This window comes from uncultured Martelella sp. (genome assembly GCF_963677965.2).
GTDB classification, from domain to species: Bacteria; Pseudomonadota; Alphaproteobacteria; order Rhizobiales; family Rhizobiaceae; genus Martelella; species Martelella mangrovi.
The window spans coordinates 2,280,906-2,296,412 of record NZ_CAXXFM010000001.1 but is presented as its reverse complement, the minus strand read 5'-3'; the positions used below and the strand labels follow the sequence as shown (position 1 = coordinate 2,296,412).

General features: G+C 60.8%; 15 protein-coding genes. 9 read left to right on the top strand and 6 right to left on the bottom strand.

Features of this window, described 5'->3' with window-relative positions:
- The first annotated feature begins 29 nt into the window (after positions 1 to 29).
- The 6 genes from ACHZCU_RS10725 (at position 30) to ACHZCU_RS10700 (ending at position 6,951) form a co-directional block, all read left to right on the top strand.
- Positions 30 to 854: an ABC transporter ATP-binding protein gene (locus ACHZCU_RS10725; protein WP_319518770.1), complete on the top strand. Its 825-nt coding sequence runs from the start codon at positions 30 to 32 to the stop codon at positions 852 to 854.
- Entirely contained in the window at positions 854 to 1,708 is an 855-nt protein-coding gene (locus ACHZCU_RS10720) for an ABC transporter permease (protein ID WP_319518769.1), read from the top strand. Before ACHZCU_RS10725 ends, ACHZCU_RS10720 begins: the two co-directional genes overlap by 1 nt.
- The gene (locus tag ACHZCU_RS10715) at positions 1,708 to 3,018 is read left to right on the top strand and encodes a cytosine deaminase (protein ID WP_394706048.1); all 1,311 of its coding nucleotides are present in this window, start codon (positions 1,708 to 1,710) and stop codon (positions 3,016 to 3,018) included. The genes ACHZCU_RS10720 and ACHZCU_RS10715 overlap by 1 nt, the downstream gene beginning before the upstream one ends.
- Positions 3,019 to 3,020: 2 nt before the next feature.
- On the top strand, positions 3,021 to 4,430 hold the full coding sequence (locus ACHZCU_RS10710) for an FAD-binding oxidoreductase (RefSeq protein ID WP_319518768.1): 1,410 nt from the start codon (positions 3,021 to 3,023) through the stop codon (positions 4,428 to 4,430).
- Between the two features lies 1 nt (position 4,431).
- The gene (locus ACHZCU_RS10705; protein WP_319518767.1) at positions 4,432 to 5,013 is read left to right on the top strand and encodes an NAD(P)H-dependent oxidoreductase; all 582 of its coding nucleotides are present in this window, start codon (positions 4,432 to 4,434) and stop codon (positions 5,011 to 5,013) included.
- A gap of 222 nt (positions 5,014 to 5,235) precedes the next feature.
- The gene (locus ACHZCU_RS10700; protein WP_319518766.1) at positions 5,236 to 6,951 is read left to right on the top strand and encodes a GH32 C-terminal domain-containing protein; all 1,716 of its coding nucleotides are present in this window, start codon (positions 5,236 to 5,238) and stop codon (positions 6,949 to 6,951) included.
- 351 nt (positions 6,952 to 7,302) lie between these two features.
- Here ACHZCU_RS10700 and pheT read toward each other — a convergent pair whose 3' ends face one another.
- The 6 genes from pheT to infC all read right to left on the bottom strand — a co-directional run bounded on the left by pheT (position 7,303) and on the right by infC (position 12,940).
- On the bottom strand, positions 7,303 to 9,732 hold the full coding sequence (pheT, locus tag ACHZCU_RS10695) for a phenylalanine--tRNA ligase subunit beta (protein WP_319518765.1): 2,430 nt from the start codon (positions 9,730 to 9,732) through the stop codon (positions 7,303 to 7,305).
- A gap of 72 nt (positions 9,733 to 9,804) precedes the next feature.
- Complete coding sequence (locus ACHZCU_RS10690) at positions 9,805 to 10,224, bottom strand: ASCH domain-containing protein (protein WP_394706108.1); 420 nt, start codon at positions 10,222 to 10,224, stop codon at positions 9,805 to 9,807.
- Positions 10,224 to 11,306 (bottom strand): phenylalanine--tRNA ligase subunit alpha, encoded by a 1,083-nt coding sequence (gene pheS / locus ACHZCU_RS10685; RefSeq protein WP_319518763.1) that lies wholly within the window; start codon positions 11,304 to 11,306, stop codon positions 10,224 to 10,226. Before pheS ends, ACHZCU_RS10690 begins: the two co-directional genes overlap by 1 nt.
- A 153-nt stretch (positions 11,307 to 11,459) precedes the next feature.
- On the bottom strand, positions 11,460 to 11,864 hold the full coding sequence (gene rplT, locus ACHZCU_RS10680) for a 50S ribosomal protein L20 (protein ID WP_319518762.1): 405 nt from the start codon (positions 11,862 to 11,864) through the stop codon (positions 11,460 to 11,462).
- Positions 11,865 to 11,912: 48 nt separating this feature from the next.
- Positions 11,913 to 12,113, bottom strand: a complete 201-nt coding sequence (gene rpmI, locus ACHZCU_RS10675) for a 50S ribosomal protein L35 (protein WP_024709981.1) — start codon at positions 12,111 to 12,113, stop codon at positions 11,913 to 11,915.
- 290 nt (positions 12,114 to 12,403) lie between these two features.
- On the bottom strand, positions 12,404 to 12,940 hold the full coding sequence (infC, locus tag ACHZCU_RS10670; RefSeq protein WP_106309700.1) for a translation initiation factor IF-3: 537 nt from the start codon (positions 12,938 to 12,940) through the stop codon (positions 12,404 to 12,406).
- A 188-nt stretch (positions 12,941 to 13,128) separates the two neighbouring features.
- On the opposite strand from infC, the gene ACHZCU_RS10665 reads away from it, so the two are divergent.
- The 3 genes from ACHZCU_RS10665 to ACHZCU_RS10655 all read left to right on the top strand — a co-directional run bounded on the left by ACHZCU_RS10665 (position 13,129) and on the right by ACHZCU_RS10655 (position 15,414).
- Entirely contained in the window at positions 13,129 to 13,929 is an 801-nt protein-coding gene (locus tag ACHZCU_RS10665; protein WP_319518761.1) for an alpha/beta hydrolase, read from the top strand.
- Between the two features lie 205 nt (positions 13,930 to 14,134).
- Positions 14,135 to 14,653 (top strand): transglutaminase-like cysteine peptidase, encoded by a 519-nt coding sequence (locus tag ACHZCU_RS10660; protein WP_106309931.1) that lies wholly within the window; start codon positions 14,135 to 14,137, stop codon positions 14,651 to 14,653.
- Between the two features lie 53 nt (positions 14,654 to 14,706).
- Positions 14,707 to 15,414 carry an NAD-dependent deacylase gene (locus ACHZCU_RS10655; protein ID WP_319518759.1) on the top strand — a complete coding sequence of 236 codons (708 nt, stop codon included), beginning with the start codon at positions 14,707 to 14,709 and terminating at the stop codon, positions 15,412 to 15,414.
- Positions 15,415 to 15,507: the final 93 nt, after the last annotated feature.

Genomic DNA, 15,507 nt, shown 5'->3' with positions numbered 1-15,507 from the left:
GGATTTTGAATTGAATGCAGGATAACCGCATGCCGAACGCTAGTGCCGAGACCCCGGCATCGCCGCCTTTGCAAAAGTCCCTGGTGCGGATGGAGCATGTCACCAAGATCTTCTCCAACGGCACCATCGCACTTTCCGACATGTCGCTGACCGTGCGCCAGGGTGAGTTTGTCAGCCTGCTCGGCCCCTCCGGCTGCGGTAAGTCAACCGCGCTCAGGATCATCGCGGCTCTCGGCGATGTGACCCGCGGCACCATTGACTGGCCAAGTTCACGCATTTCCGCCAAGGGCCGTCCCGAAGGCGATATCAGCTTCGTGTTCCAGGAACCGACGCTGATGCCCTGGGCCACGGTTTTCGGCAATGTCTACCTGCCGCTGAAACTGCGCGGCCAGTCGAAAGCCGGTACGCGCGACCGGATCATGGATGTCCTGAAAACCGTCGGTCTTGAGGATTTTGCGGACGCCTATCCGCGCGAGCTTTCCGGCGGCATGAAGATGCGGGTTTCGATTGCCCGCGCGCTCGTCACCAACCCGAAACTGCTGCTGATGGACGAGCCCTTCGCAGCCCTTGACGAAATCACCCGCCAGCGGCTCAACGACGATGTTCTGCGGCTCTGGCGCGAAACCGGCATCACCGTCGTGTTCGTGACCCATTCGGTGTTCGAATCCGCCTATCTTTCAAACCGCATCGTGGTGATGCGCGCCCGTCCGGGGCAGGTTTTCGACGATTTCCCGCTCGACACCAGCCAGGTTCGCGACGAGGACTATCGCTCCTCGGACGAATACCACCAGGCCTGTGCGAAAGTGTCTCATGCGCTGCAGGGCGCAATCCACGCCGCCGGGGGAGAACACTGATGAGCGACAAGGTAACCGCCACGCAGCCGGACGATACGGTTTACGCCCAACCCGGTTTCTTCGCCCGTCACGGCGAAACCATTCTCAAGGTCCTGATCCCGATCGCCGTACTCGCGCTTCTGGTGGCAATCTGGCAGGCGATCGTGATCATCTACCAGACGCCGCACTACATCCTTCCCGGTCCAGCGCTGGTGGCCGAAGCCTTTGTCGAGGACTGGGGCATACTGGCGCCGGCGCTGTGGGTGACAACCAAGATCACCTTCATATCGCTCGGTCTTGCGCTGGCCGGCGGTGTTGGTCTTGCCGTCATCATGGTGCAGTCGCGCTGGATCGAGACCGCGCTTTACCCGATCACCGTGATCCTGCAGGTCACCCCGATCGTCGCGATTGCGCCGCTGATCCTGATCTACACGCCGACGACGCAGGTGGCGCTGCTGATCTGCGCCTTTCTGGTGGCGTTCTTCCCGATCCTATCCAACATGGCGCAGGGGCTGAAAAGCGTCGACCACAACCTTTTGAACCTGTTCGAACTTTACGGCGCCTCGCGCTGGCAGACGCTGATCCATCTGAAACTGCCCGCCTCGCTGCCCTATTTCATGACCGGGCTGAGGATCGGTGGCGGGCTGGCGCTGATTGCCGCCGTGGTCGCCGAATTTGCGGCCGGGTCGGCCGGTGCGGGCTCCGGCCTTGCCTTCCGGCTTCTGGAGGCGCAGTACCGGCTCAACATTCCGCGTCTGTTCGCAGCGCTGTTCATGCTCGCCTGTCTCGGCGTCGCCATCTTCGCGCTCACCTCCTTCATTGCCTGGCTGTTCCTGCATCGCTGGCATGAAAGCAGCCTGAAGAGGGAAAACTGATGGCGGATTTCATGACACTGCCGAACGCGACGTCATTTGCGCTGTCACGGGCGACCATCCCCGCAATCTGCCTTGCGGATGCGAGCGGCTTTGCGGCCCGGGAAGGCCTTGTTTCGGCCGATATCGTGGTCACCGATGGCAAGATCGGCGCCATTCTGCCGGCCGGCACGGCGCCGGCCACCCTTCCCGTAACCGATATGCGCGACGGCATGGTCTGGCCGACCTTCACCGACATGCACACCCATATCGACAAGGGCCATATCTGGGAGCGCCGCCGCAATCCCGACGGCACCTTCATGGGCGCGCTTGAAAACGTGATGACCGACCGTCAGGCCAACTGGTCGGCCGAAGACGTCGCCGCCCGCATGGAATTCTCGCTGAAATCGGCCTATGCCCACGGCACCGGCCTTCTCAGAACCCATATCGACAGCCTGCCGCCGCAACACGACATCTCGTTCGAGGTGTTTTCCGACATGCGCGCAAAATGGGCGGGACGGATCGAGCTTCAGGCCGTGGCGCTGTTTGCAATCGACATGATCTTCGAACCGTTTTTTGATGATCTGACCGCCCTTCTGAAACGCCATAACGGCCTTGTCGGCGGCGTGACGCAGATGCTGCCGGACCTCGATGCACGGCTCGACCGCCTGTTTCAGGCCGCCGGCGACAACGGCCTCGATATCGACCTTCATGTCGACGAGACCGAGGACCGCGAGGTGCTCACCCTGGGCCGCATTGCCGAGGCCAAGCTGCGCAACGGCTATGAAGGCGCGGTCACCGTCGGCCATTGCTGCTCTCTGGCGCGCCAAGACGAGGAAACGGCAAAACGCGCCATCGACCTTGTGGCCGAGGCCGGGCTTTCCGTCGTCTCATTGCCGATGTGCAACATGTACCTGCAGGACCGCCACGAAGGCCGCACGCCGCGCTGGCGGGGCGTGACGCTGTTCAAGGAGCTTGCCGCAGCCGGCGTGAAAACGTCCGTCGCCTCCGACAACACCCGCGATCCGTTCTACGCCTATGGCGATCTCGACCCCGTCGAGGTCATCCGCGAGGCCGTGCGCATTCTCCAGCTCGACCACCCGCTGGACGACACCGCCCGGATCATCACCCGCACGCCCGCCGAAATTCTCGGGCGGGCCGAGCGCGGGATGATCGCCGCAGGTGGTCCCGCCGACCTCGTTTTGTTCAGCGCCCGGCGCTGGAGCGAATTTCTTTCCCGTCCGCAGGCCGACCGCATCGTGATGCGGAATGGCATGGGCATCGACCGCAGCCTGCCGGACTATCGCGAACTTGACCCGCTTATGGATAAGTGAACATGCCGGACTATCAGCAGATCAAGGCCGAACTCGACGGCATCACCGTTGACGACAATCCCAACATGGTTTTGCGCAAGAGCCGGGATTTCTACTGGTACTCGCCGATCCTGAAGGAACAGCTCGACCAGGTGACCGGCGATCTGGTCGTCTCGCCGAAGAACGAGGAAGAAGTTATCCGGGTCCTGAAAACCGCCTTCAGGCATGATGCCCCGGTGACGGCGCGCGGCGGCGGGACCGGCAATTACGGCCAGTGCATGCCGCTTTCGGGCGGTATCGTTCTCGACATGACCAAGATGAACGCCATCAAGGAGGTGCATACCGGTCGTGTGGTTGCCGAAGCCGGCATCATCTGTGCCCGGCTCGACAAGCAGTTGAAGGAAGAGACCGGTCAGGAACTCCGCTTTCACCCCTCAACCACCAGTTCGGCAACCCTTGGCGGCTTTGTTGCCGGCGGCTCCGGCGGCGTCGGCTCGATCACCTGGGGCGGTTTGCGCGATCTTGGCAATGTCCTCAAACTCAGGATTGTCACGATGGAGGCGGAGCCGCGCGTGATGGAGCTGACCGCGCGCGACCTGATGAAGGTGAGCCACGCCTACGGCACCAACGGCATCATCACCGAGGTGGAAATGCCGCTGGCGCCCGCCTATGACTGGGTCGACGTGATTGTCGGGCACGACACCTTCATGGACGCAGTGCGCTTTTCCGATGCGCTGGCCGCCAGCAACGGCATCTTGACCAAGGAAATCGCGCCGATTGCCGCGCCGGTTCCCCATGCCTTTTTCAGTCGTCATCAGCCTTATCTGAAGGAAAACGAAGCCGTCTCCGTGGTCATGGTTGCCCCGCATGCCATGGCCCCGTTCGAAGCGCTGGTGAAGCTGCACAAGGGCGAAATCCGCTTCCGCGCCGACGAGGCGGAAAGCCTGCGCGGCATGCCGCGCGCCTATGAACTGGCCTGGAACCACACCACGCTGCGGGCGCTGAAGAAACAGCCCGGCTCCTTCACCTATCTTCAGGTGCAGTATCCCGGCCCCGATCATGTCGCCAAGGTGGAGAAGATGTGCGAAATCTTCGGCGACGAGGTGATCGGCCATCTCGAGTTCATGCGCTTCGACGGCGCCATCCAGTGTTCCGGCCTGCCGCTGGTGCGTTACACCACGGCCGAACGGCTGGAAGAGATCATCCGCATTCACGAGGAAAACGGCTGCCCGATCTTCAACCCGCACCGCTACACACTGGAAGAAGGCGGCATGAAGCAGACCGACACGCTGCAACTCGCCTTCAAGAAGGAAACCGACCCGAAGGGGCTGCTCAACCCCGGCAAGATGATCGCCTGGGAAAATCCGGATTTCGATTTCAAGGCCGGCCGGTATTTCCTGTTCAAGGGGCTGGCCGAAACGGAGATCGGCTGAAATGCGGGTTCTCGTTCTCTACAGCCACCCGGTGGAGACCAGCTATGGCGCGGCTCTGCATGCCCAGGTCGTGGAAAGTTTGAAAAAGGCCGGCCACGACGTCGACGACTGCGATCTCTATGCAGAAAACTTCCAGCCGGTTCTGACCCGGCAGGAGCGGATCGGCTATCACGATTACCCCGAAAATACCGCGCCGGTGGCAGACTATGTCGAAAGGCTGAGAAAGGCGGAAGCGCTGGTGATCGTCTCGCCGGTTTGGAATTTCGGCTTTCCGGCAATGCTGAAAGGCTATTTCGACCGGGTCTGGCTGCCGGGCGTTTCCTTCGCGCTTGAAGACGGCAAACTGTCCCCGACGCTGCGCCACATCGCCAAGCTCGCCGCCGTCTTCACCTATGGCGCAACGCCGATGCGCGCCTTTCTGGCCGGCAATCCCCCGAAGAAGATCGTCAAGCGCGTGCTGCGCGCCCAGATCAAGATCGGCGCGCCGGTTTCCTTCATGGCCCATTACGACATGAACAACTGCACCGACAGGACGCGCGCCGATTTTCTGGCCAGAGTGAAGGCCGAGATGGAGGCTTTCTGAGGTTTCAGACCACCGCCCCCCCTTTACATCACCGCTCAGACCACTAGGTCTAAGACTACCCCGCAAGCGCACCGCACAGGCGCTTGCGGGCTCTTTTGAGCGATACCGCAGCGCCCGAGATGATGTATTTTGTACCGGGCACGCGGCAGAATATGAGAAATAGCGCATATTTTTAGGGTTTTTCAGATCCGCCATGCGCCAGACGCGGGGAATAAGGCCAAAATGTCCATGCTTGAGCAGAAAACCGCCGACGAGACCCGCCTGCGCAAATTGCGCGGCACTGTGCCGGTCAATGCCGTGCTTCATGTCTGGCTGAAATCCGTTCATCCGCACGCGCCTGCCGAAATGCGGCTTTCGCTGAACGAGCAGGTGTTCGGCAATATCTATGTGCAGAACTCCGAGGAATATGAATTCCGCATGTTCTTCGTGCCCCATGGCGGTGAGCTTGAATGCGCCTACGACCCGGAAACGACGACGATTTCGGTGGCTTACTGGTTCACCGATGCCAAGGTGCTGGACGAAGGCATCACCGTGCTGCGCACGCATGCCGCCAATGCGCCGGCACCGGCGCCCGGCTCCTACCATTTCCGTCCGCCCTTCGGCTGGATGAACGACCCCAACGGCTTCGGCCGCTTCAATGGCTCCGCCCATCTTTTCTATCAGCATTATTCACATGGGCTGACATGGAACACCATGCATTGGGGCCATGCGGTGTCGGAGGATTTCCTGCACTGGCGGCACCTGCCGATCTTCCTGTTTCCCTCCGAGGAGCTGACGGCCAAGCCGGACAAGCGCGGCGGCGCCTTCTCAGGCTCGGCTATACCGCTGGAAAATTCCGCGGGCGTTCGGGTGTTCTTCACCGAAAGCGTGATCGAACGCGATCCCGAACGCGAAATCCAGATGGTCGCAACCTCGCAATCGCTGATCTTTGCCGGCGCGGCGCATCCGCTGATCGACAAGCGGCCGGAGGTCGAGGGGCTGACGCTCGATTTCCGCGACCCGTATGTTTTCCGCGGGCCGGACGGCTACTGGAAAATGCTGCTCGGCAGCCGCCAGGGCGAGGAAGGCGTGGTGCTGCTCTATCAGACAGCCGACCTGACGGCCGCCGGCGGCTGGGAATTCGTCGACATTTTGCACCGTGAAGGCCGGTTCAACACCCAGGTAATCGAATGCCCCTGCCTGCTGCCGCTCGACGGGCCGGCGGGCGACCCACAGACCCGCTGGGTGCTGGTCTGCGGCCTGATGCACAGCCATCACGAGAAGACCGGCCGCAAGAACCTGACCATGGCCACCGTCGGCCATTTCGACGGCAGCAGCTTTACACCCGATTTCGAGCAGGAACTCGATTTCGCCACCGACAATTATGCCTTTCAGGCCTTTCTCGATCAGGGAACGCCCGTGGGCATCGGCTGGCTCGCCAACTGGGCCGACGCCGCGCCTGAAATCGACTTCCCCACCGCCATGACGCTGCCGCGCAACATCGTCTATGACGCGGCGGACGATACGCTTCTGACGCCGCCGATCGAGGGTGTCGAAGTGCTGCGCGATCAGCTGATCGACGATAGCGTGCTTGCCGCCGGCGAACCCGTGATGCTGGAGAGCGGGCAGGCCGAAATCGTGATCGAACTGGACCGCAATGACGGCCCCTTCGAACTCGACCTCTACCACAACAATATCGAGATCATGGTGAAGGTGGACGAAGAAGGCCTGCGGCTGATCTATCTGGATGACAGCAAGGAACAGAGCCCCGATTACATCGCGCCCGGCGCCACGCCGAGCCACATCCGGGTGTTTCTCGATATCGGATCGGTCGAGGTCTTCGCAGACAACGGCCGCTGGACCGGCACCAAGCGCATTGCCGGCTTCGATCCCGTGCATTCGCTCAGAATTCGCGCCGGCGCCGTCAAGTCGGCAAAGGTGTGGTCGCTCGCGCTTTAACAGCCCGCCTTATGAAGGGGGCCAGAGGTCGTGACACTGGTTTTCTGCGTGGACGGCAAAGCAAACCTATTCTTTTTACGGACGTCATCCTCGGGCTTGTCCCGAGGATCTAACCACGGCTCAGCACGAGCGGCGTTGGCGGTCCGTAATGATTTGTTTGAAATTGACTTTTTACCCGATACGCTTGTCGCGTTCATGCGTGCTTAGACCCTCGGGACAAGCCCGAGGGTGACGAAAGAGAGTGGGGCGAGCTTTGTCAGCCGTCTGACAAACGACCCGGTTTCAAGGCCGGGCCGTTTGCAAACATTGTATGCGGACACAATCGTCCGTGGGCATTTCCGCGCCGGCAATTCAGGCGCGGATCACACCGCCCGTCGACTTTTCGACATTGGCGATAATCTTCTTCATCAGCACCTCGAAGTCCTCATCCGTCAGCGTGCGGTCCGCCGGTTGGATTGCCACTTCGATGGCGACCGACTTCTTGCCTTCGCCCACTGAAGCGCCCTCGAAGATATCGAAGACGGTAACGCCGGTGATCAGCTTGCGGTCGGCGCCTGCTGCGGCGCGCTCGATGGCCGCCGCCTCGATATCGCGGTCAACGACGAAGGCGAAGTCGCGGGAGACGGCCTGGAACGGCGACAGCGTCAGCGCCGGCTTGGTGCGGGTGGCCTTTTTCTTCGGCGCGGGAATGGCATCGACGAAGATTTCGAAGCCGGCAAGCTTGCCGGAAACATCCAGTGTTTCCAGCACTTTCGGATGGAACTCGCCGAAATGACCCAGCACCACTTTCGGTCCCATTTTGATGGTGCCCGAACGGCCGGGATGATACCAGTCCGGCCCGCCAGCGACGATCTGCACATTGCCCATCGGCATGCCGCAGGCCTCAAGCACGGCCAGCGCATCGGCCTTGGCATCGAACACGCCAACGCCACGGCCAGCACCCGTTTCGCCGTTCGACCACATGCGACCTGCGCCTGAAAGCGTGGCGGAGCCGCGACGCACACCGCCTGCAACGCGGCGCTGGCCCTTGGGCGTGTCGTTCTCATAGGTCCCTGAGACTTCGAACAGCGCCACATCGCCATGGCCGATGGCCGCATTGCGTTTGGCGGCGGCCAGAAGGCCCGGCAGCAGCGACGGGCGCATATCGGACATGTCGGCCGCAATCGGGTTGGAAAGCTTCAACGCTGGCGCACCGCCGCCGAAAAGCGTCGCCTCCGCCTCGGAGATGAACGACCAGGTGACGGCCTCCATCATGCCGCGTGCGGCCAGCTCCCGCCGGGCGGCGCGCGAGCGGATCTGCAGCGGTGTCAGGATCTTTTCATTGACCGCGCCAAGCGTCGGCAGTGCTAACGGCTTGATGCTGTCGACGCCGTGGATGCGCATCACCTCTTCGACCAGATCGGCCTTGCCATCCACATCCGGACGCCAGGAGGGCACGGCGACGGACACCGTCTCGCCATTACCCTCAACGGCAAAACCAAGCCGGGTCAGGATATCGCGGCTTTCTGCCGCCGAAACGTCGAGACCGGTTAGTCGCTTGACCTCGGAGAACGGATATTCGACGATTTTCGGCTGATAACCGTCATAGCCGGTCACCGTCTTCTCACTCGCCGTACCGCCGCAGAGCTCCAGCACCAGTTCGGTGGTGCGTTCCAGACCCGGCACCATGTATTCCGGGTCGACGCCGCGTTCGAAACGATAGCGGGCATCGGTGATGATGCCGAGCGTGCGGCCGGTGCGGGCGATGTTCATCGGGTCCCACAGCGCCGATTCGATCAGCACATCGGTGGTGTTCTCGTCGCAGCCGGAGTGCTCACCGCCCATGACGCCGCCGATGGATTCCACGCCATTGTCATCGGCGATGACAACATTGTCCGCCGTCAGCTCGTATTCGCGTTCATCGAGCGCCAGAATTTTCTCGCCAGCCGTGGCGCGGCGCACCGTCAGCCCGCCCTTGACCTTGGCCGCGTCGAAGACGTGCATCGGGCGGCCCTGATCGAAGGTCATGTAATTGGTGATATCGACCAGCGCATTGATCGGACGCAGGCCGATGGCAATCAGCCGCTGCTGCATCCATTTCGGGCTCGGCCCGTTCTTCACGCCGCGCACCAGACGCAGCGCAAAACCGGGGCAGAGATATTTGTCGTCCTCAGCGAAATCGAGCGTCAGCGAAACCGGCATATCGCCTTCGACCGCGAAGGACGGCGCGGGTTTCGTCTTCAGCGTGCCGAGGCCGGAGGCCGCTAGATCGCGGGCGATGCCGAAAATGCTGGTGCAGTCCGGCCGGTTCGGCGTCAGGTTGATTTCGATGACCGGATCGTCAAGTCCGGCATATTCGGCAAAGCTTGTGCCGACCGGCGCATCCTCCGGCAGGTCGATGATGCCGTCATGATTGTCGGAAATGTCGAGTTCCTTTTCCGAACACATCATGCCGTGGCTTTCGACGCCGCGAATTTTCCCGACAGACAGCGTCACGTCGATGCCCGGCACATAGGTGCCCGGCCGCGCCAGCGCACCGACGAGCCCTGCACGCGCATTCGGCGCGCCGCAGACGATCTGCAAAGGCTTGCCGTCACCGGCATCGACCGTCAGCACCTTCAGCCGGTCGGCATCGGGATGCTGTTTGGCGTCGACCACCTTGGCGATGGTGAAGGGCTTGTAGGCCGCCTTGTCGTCAACCTCTTCGACCTCCAGGCCGATGGTTGTCAGCCGCTCGCAGATTTCATCGAGCGAAGCGTCGGTTTCCAGATGTTCCTTCAACCAGGACAGTGTGAATTTCATGTCTCTCGTCTCACCATTTCAGTCGACCATCGCCCGGATTGCCGAAATCCGTACCAGCCGAATTCTGTTTTCTCAAACGTTGTCTTCCGCGCCCAGAACTTCGACAAGCCGGAACCGCTCGCATATGAGCTCCATGTCCGGGGCAAAGCCGCCATTGCGCTCGAAATATGCCTGGTGCTCCTGCCGCCAGGTGGCAAGCGACCGGTCGCCTTCCCCCTCGTCATGCGCAAAATCCGCATCCACTTCGTCGAAACGGCGAATGCTCACTTCCGTCGTTTCGATGACCGCCGCCGGCTGGCCGCGCCCGTCCAGAACGACATCGCGGCGCCCGACACAGGGCATTGGCTCACCGGATTCAGTCACATCTCGAAGCGCGCCACAGGTCGCCGTCTTCCTGCCGGCAATGACCAGCGCCAGCAGCTCATCCATGAGTGCCGGCGTGTCGCCGAATGCGAAGGTGACAGCCCCTTTATAGCGCTCCGGCAGTTGCATCACGAACTCAACCCGCCGAACAGCGTCGGAATATCGAGCGGGCGGAAGCCGTAATGCGATGTCCAGCGTTCGTCGGCGGCAAAGAAGTCTCTGAGGTCCGGCATGCCGTATTTCAGCATGGCGATGCGGTCGAGGCCCATGCCCCAGGCAAAGCCCTGATAGACATCCGGGTCGAGGCCGCAATAGCGCAGCACATTCGGGTGCACCATGCCGCAGCCGAGGATTTCCATCCAGTCCGTGCCGGTTCCGAACTTCACCTGCTCGCCGGAACGGTCGCACTGGATGTCGACCTCGAAGGACGGTTCGGTGAAAGGGAAGAAGGACGGGCGGAAGCGCATGGTCACGCTGTCGACCTCGAAGAACGCCTTGCAGAATTCCTCCAGCGTCCAGCGCAGATGGCCGACATGGGTGGTCTTGTCGATCACAAGGCCTTCAAGCTGATGAAACATCGGCGAGTGCGTCGCATCGCTGTCCTGGCGATAGGTCTTGCCGGGAATGACAACGCGGATCGGCGGTTCCTGGCTCTCCATCGTGCGGATCTGCACCGGCGAGGTGTGAGTGCGCAGCACCTTGCGCTCGCCGTTCTCATCCGGATTGAAGAAGAATGTGTCGTGCATTTCGCGGGCGGGATGCCCTTCGGGGAAGTTCAGCGCAGTGAAATTATAGTAGTCCGTCTCGATTTCCGGTCCTTCGGCAATCGAAAAGCCCATATCGCCGAAAATGGCGGTGATCTCGTCGATCACCTGGCTGACCGGATGAATGCGGCCGGACAGCGACGGCGACGGACGAACGGGCAGCGTGACGTCCACGGTCTCCGCCTTCAGCCGCGCGGCAATCGCTGCATCCTTCAGCTCGGCCTTGCGGGCGGCTATCGCCTCGCCGACCTCGTTGCGCAGCGCATTGATGGCCGCGCCGCGCGTCTTGCGCTCTTCCGGGTCCATCTTGCCGAGCGTTTTCAAAAGCTCGGAGACCGAACCTTTCTTGCCGATAGCACCGACGCGCACGGCTTCGATTGCCGCCTCGTCCGCCGCCCCGGCGATCTCGTCCATCAGCTTCTGTTTCAGATCCTCAAGATCGGACATCTCTTATCTCTTTCCTGCCGGAGCGGACCGGCTCCGCTCGCCCCTCGGCCAGATACATGACTTTCGTGATTTGAAAATGAAAAACCCGCACTGGTCCTGCCAGCGCGGGTTTCCCAAAAGGTAGAATTTCAAAAGAGCTTGGGAAGCGCTGGCTTATGCAACCGCGCTTTCAAACTCATTGGCCGTGCCCTCTTTCTTGAGGTACTCAAGGCCCTTCTTGGAAGCAGCAACGATGCTTGCAAATGCTTCCGGCTCATGAATGGCCATATCGGACAGAACCTTGCGGTCGACTTCGATGCCGGCCTTGTTCAGGCCGTCGATGAAGCGGCCATAGGTCAGGCCATGTTCACGCACAGCGGCGTTGATGCGCTGGACCCACAGAGCGCGGAAATTGCGCTTGTTGACCTTGCGGTCGCGGTAGGCGTACTGCTTCGACTTGTCGACAGCAGCCTTGGCCGTGCGGATGGTGTTCTTGCGGCGGCCGTAAAAGCCTTTTGCCTGCTTGACGACTTTCTTGTGCTTGGCGTGTGCTGTAACGCCACGTTTTACGCGAGCCATATCGGTTCTCCTTGAAATCTATCGGAATGCGTTAAGAATCTGCGGGCGTTACTTGCCGTAGGGCATGAACTGCTTGACGATCTTGGCGTCCTGATCGGACAGGACCATCGTGCCGCGCGCATCACGGATAAACTTGTTGGAACGCTTGATCATGCCGTGCTGCTTGCCTGCAGCCGCGACCTTGACCTTGCCGCTCGCGGTCAGCTTGAAACGCTTCTTGACCGACGATTTCGTCTTCATCTTGGGCATTTTGCTACTCCGTTGTTGTTAATTGCACCGGACGAAGAAATCCGGGGCCTTTGGCATTGAGAACACACACGGCATGCCCTGCCGGCCTGTTCCGGTGCACGCTTTCCCGATATCGAAAAAGGTGCACATTCAAAATGTCCGGGAGGAAAACCTGTCGGCATTCCGCTCGGACGGCGCGCTTATACGCGGTTTGTTGGAAAAGCGCAACCGGTTCTGAAACAACACACGCAATTCGCCGCCACGGCACTTTTGAAAAGTCCCGGACGGCGCATAAACGTGTGCGGCAAGGCTTATTTCGGCGCCAGCACCATCAGCATCTGACGGCCTTCCAGCTTCGGTTCGGCTTCCACCTTGGCGATTTCCGCCGTGTCTTCCTTCACCTGGCTCAGAAGCTTCATGCCCAGTTCCTGATGCGCCATTTCGCGGCCGCGAAAGCGCAGCGTCACCTTGACCTTGTCACCGCCTTCAAAGAACTTGTTCATCGCCTTCATCTTCACCTCGTAATCGTGGCTGTCGATGTTGGGACGCATCTTGATTTCTTTGACTTCGACGACTTTCTGCTTCTTGCGGGCCTCGGCGGCGCGCTTCTGGTTGGCATATTTCAGCTTGCCCAGATCGAGAATCTTGCAAACGGGCGGCGTCGAGTTGGGGGCGATCTCTACAAGATCAAGCCCGGCTTCTTCAGCCATTCTCAGCGCATCTTCTGTTGGAACAACGCCCTGGTTCTCCCCGTCCTCGGTAATCAGCTGCACTTCACGAATGCGAATGTCGCGATTGGCGCGGGGACCTTCCTTGGTCGGGGGAGCGGCTCTATGGGGTCTGCGAATGGTCGTGATCTCCTCAATTGTTGAAAAACGGGTTCGTAAGTGCCAAGTGCAGGACTATAAGCACGTATCGGACACAAATGGTTGTTAAACCCGTCCCATGTCAATAACACAGCCCAAAAAGAAAATCACCACTTCATCGCGCAATCGGCGCGGTTGCGGGCTTTTCCGGTAAATCAACGGAGACCAGAATGCAGCAGGACATTGCCTTGAGCTATACGCAAATCGACCATGGCGACGGCCCGCTGAAGATCGCCATGCGGCTACGGCCCGGCAACACGGACAAGCCGGCGCTGGTCTGGTTTTCCGGCTACGGCTCCGACATGCTCGGCACCAAGGCCGAGGCGCTTGACGCTTATGCGGCGGAAGAAAACCTTGCCATGATCCGCTTCGATTATACCGGGCACGGCGAGAGCGAAGGCGCTTTTGCCGACGGCACGATTTCGCGCTGGCTTGCCGACAGCCTGGCCGCAATCGACCATGCCGCACCCGAGCGGATCATCATTATCGGCTCGTCCATGGGCGGCTGGCTGGCGCTCAGGGCCGTTCAGGAGCTGAAAAAACGACCGGACGGACCGAAGATCGAGGGCCTGCTGCTGCTGGCGCCGGCGCCGGACTTTACCAACGAGCTTATCGAGCCGGGCCTGAAAGAGGCCGAATGCAAGGCGCTTGCCGACAAGGGATATTTCGAGGAAGCCTCGATCTATGGCCCGGAGCCGACCATCTATACGGCCAACCTGCTCGATGACGGACGCCGAAACCGCGTTCTGGACGGCATTATCGAAACCGGATGCCCGGTGCACATCATCCAGGGCCGGCAGGATCCGGATGTGCCCTATACCCATGCACTGAAGCTGATGGCGCACCTGCCGGCCGACGATGTGGTGCTGACGCTGGTGCAGGATGGCGACCATCGGCTTTCGCGGCCCGCCGATATCGAACGCATGCTCAAGGCTGTGGGCGATCTCGTCTCGCCGGCACGTAGCGGTTAACCATTCCTTAAGAACCTGCCCCCGGTTCACGCTTGTCTGATTGACTCCGTCCGCCAATTCTTCTTAACTCTTTGTTAAGAATTCACAGGCGGATGGGTATAGCGTGCCTCGTTTCAGTCAACTGGCTTATTTGGTATTCTGTGCAGTAGCAGGCGTTTTCGGGGCAGGCCTTTTTGCCCCGGTGCTCGCGGCCGGCATGCCTGCAATGCCCATCGGCGGCATTACCTCGCAGCCCATCGGCCATTTCGAATTCTGCCAGGCCCATCGCAACGAGTGCCGCGCCCATCGCGGCAATACCGGCCCCGCCCGGCTGACGGATTACGGCTGGCAGGCCGTCCAGACAATCAACCTTTCCGTCAATGCGACGATCGAGCCTGTTACCGATGAGGAACTCTACGGCCGCGAGGAAGTCTGGTCCTACCCGAAAAACGGTGCCGGCGATTGCGAGGATTTCGTTCTGGAAAAGCGGCGGCGCCTGATCAAGGCCGGTTTCTCCGCCACCGACCTCCTGATCACGGTCGTGCGCAAGCCCAATGGCGAAGGCCATGCCGTTCTGACGCTGCGCAGCACGCAGGGCGATTACGTCCTCGACAATCTCAGCGACGAGATCCTGCCATGGTCCGAAACGCCCTATACCTTCCTGAAGCGTCAGGCCTCTTTCGACAGCGGACGCTGGGTCAAGGTTGAAACCGGCAGGGACCTGCCCGTGGCCGCACTGCGTTGACACGGACGCGACCGATCGGCAGGGCAACCGCATAGCAAGGCACGAACGGTCTCATGCAGATTTCACCCAAAGCTTCCATTGTGGTTCTGACCGGGGCGGGCATTTCCGCTGAATCGGGCCTTGCAACCTTCCGTGACAATGGCGGCCTGTGGGCCGATCACGATATCCGCGATGTTGCCACCCCGGAAGGCTTTTACCGCAATCCCGGCCTCGTCTTCGATTTTTACAACATGCGGCGGCGCGAGGCGGCCAAGGCCAGCCCGAATGCGGCCCACAATGCGCTTGCAGCCCTTGAGAACGCCTGGCCCGGCGATTTTCTGCTGGTGACCCAGAACGTCGATAACTTGCATGAAAAAGCCGGCTCGAAAAATGTTCTGCACATGCATGGCAAGCTGAATTCGGCGCTCTGCTATGAATGCGGCAGCCATCAGCCATGGGAAGGCGACCTCGACGAGGGCATGGTCTGCTCGAGCTGCGCACGCGCGTCACTGCGCCCCGACATCGTCTGGTTCGGTGAAATGCCTTACGACATGGAGCGGATCGAGGACGCGCTCGACCGGGTCGAACTGTTCGTGGCCATCGGCACGTCTGGCACCGTTTATCCGGCAGCCGGCTTCGTGATGGAGGCCGCCGGCAAAGGCGCGCATACCGTCGAACTCAATCTTGAAGCGACCGGCAATCCCTTATTCAAGGACTGTCGCGAGGGGCCGGCCGCAACCGCCGTCCCCGCTTTCGTCGAAACGCTTCTGTCTGGCCGGTAACGCCCGCCCCCTCCGCTCACGCGACGAATGATTGTTTGACTGCCGTGACTTATTCATGACAAAAACAATCATATTTTCTACATGATACCGCCC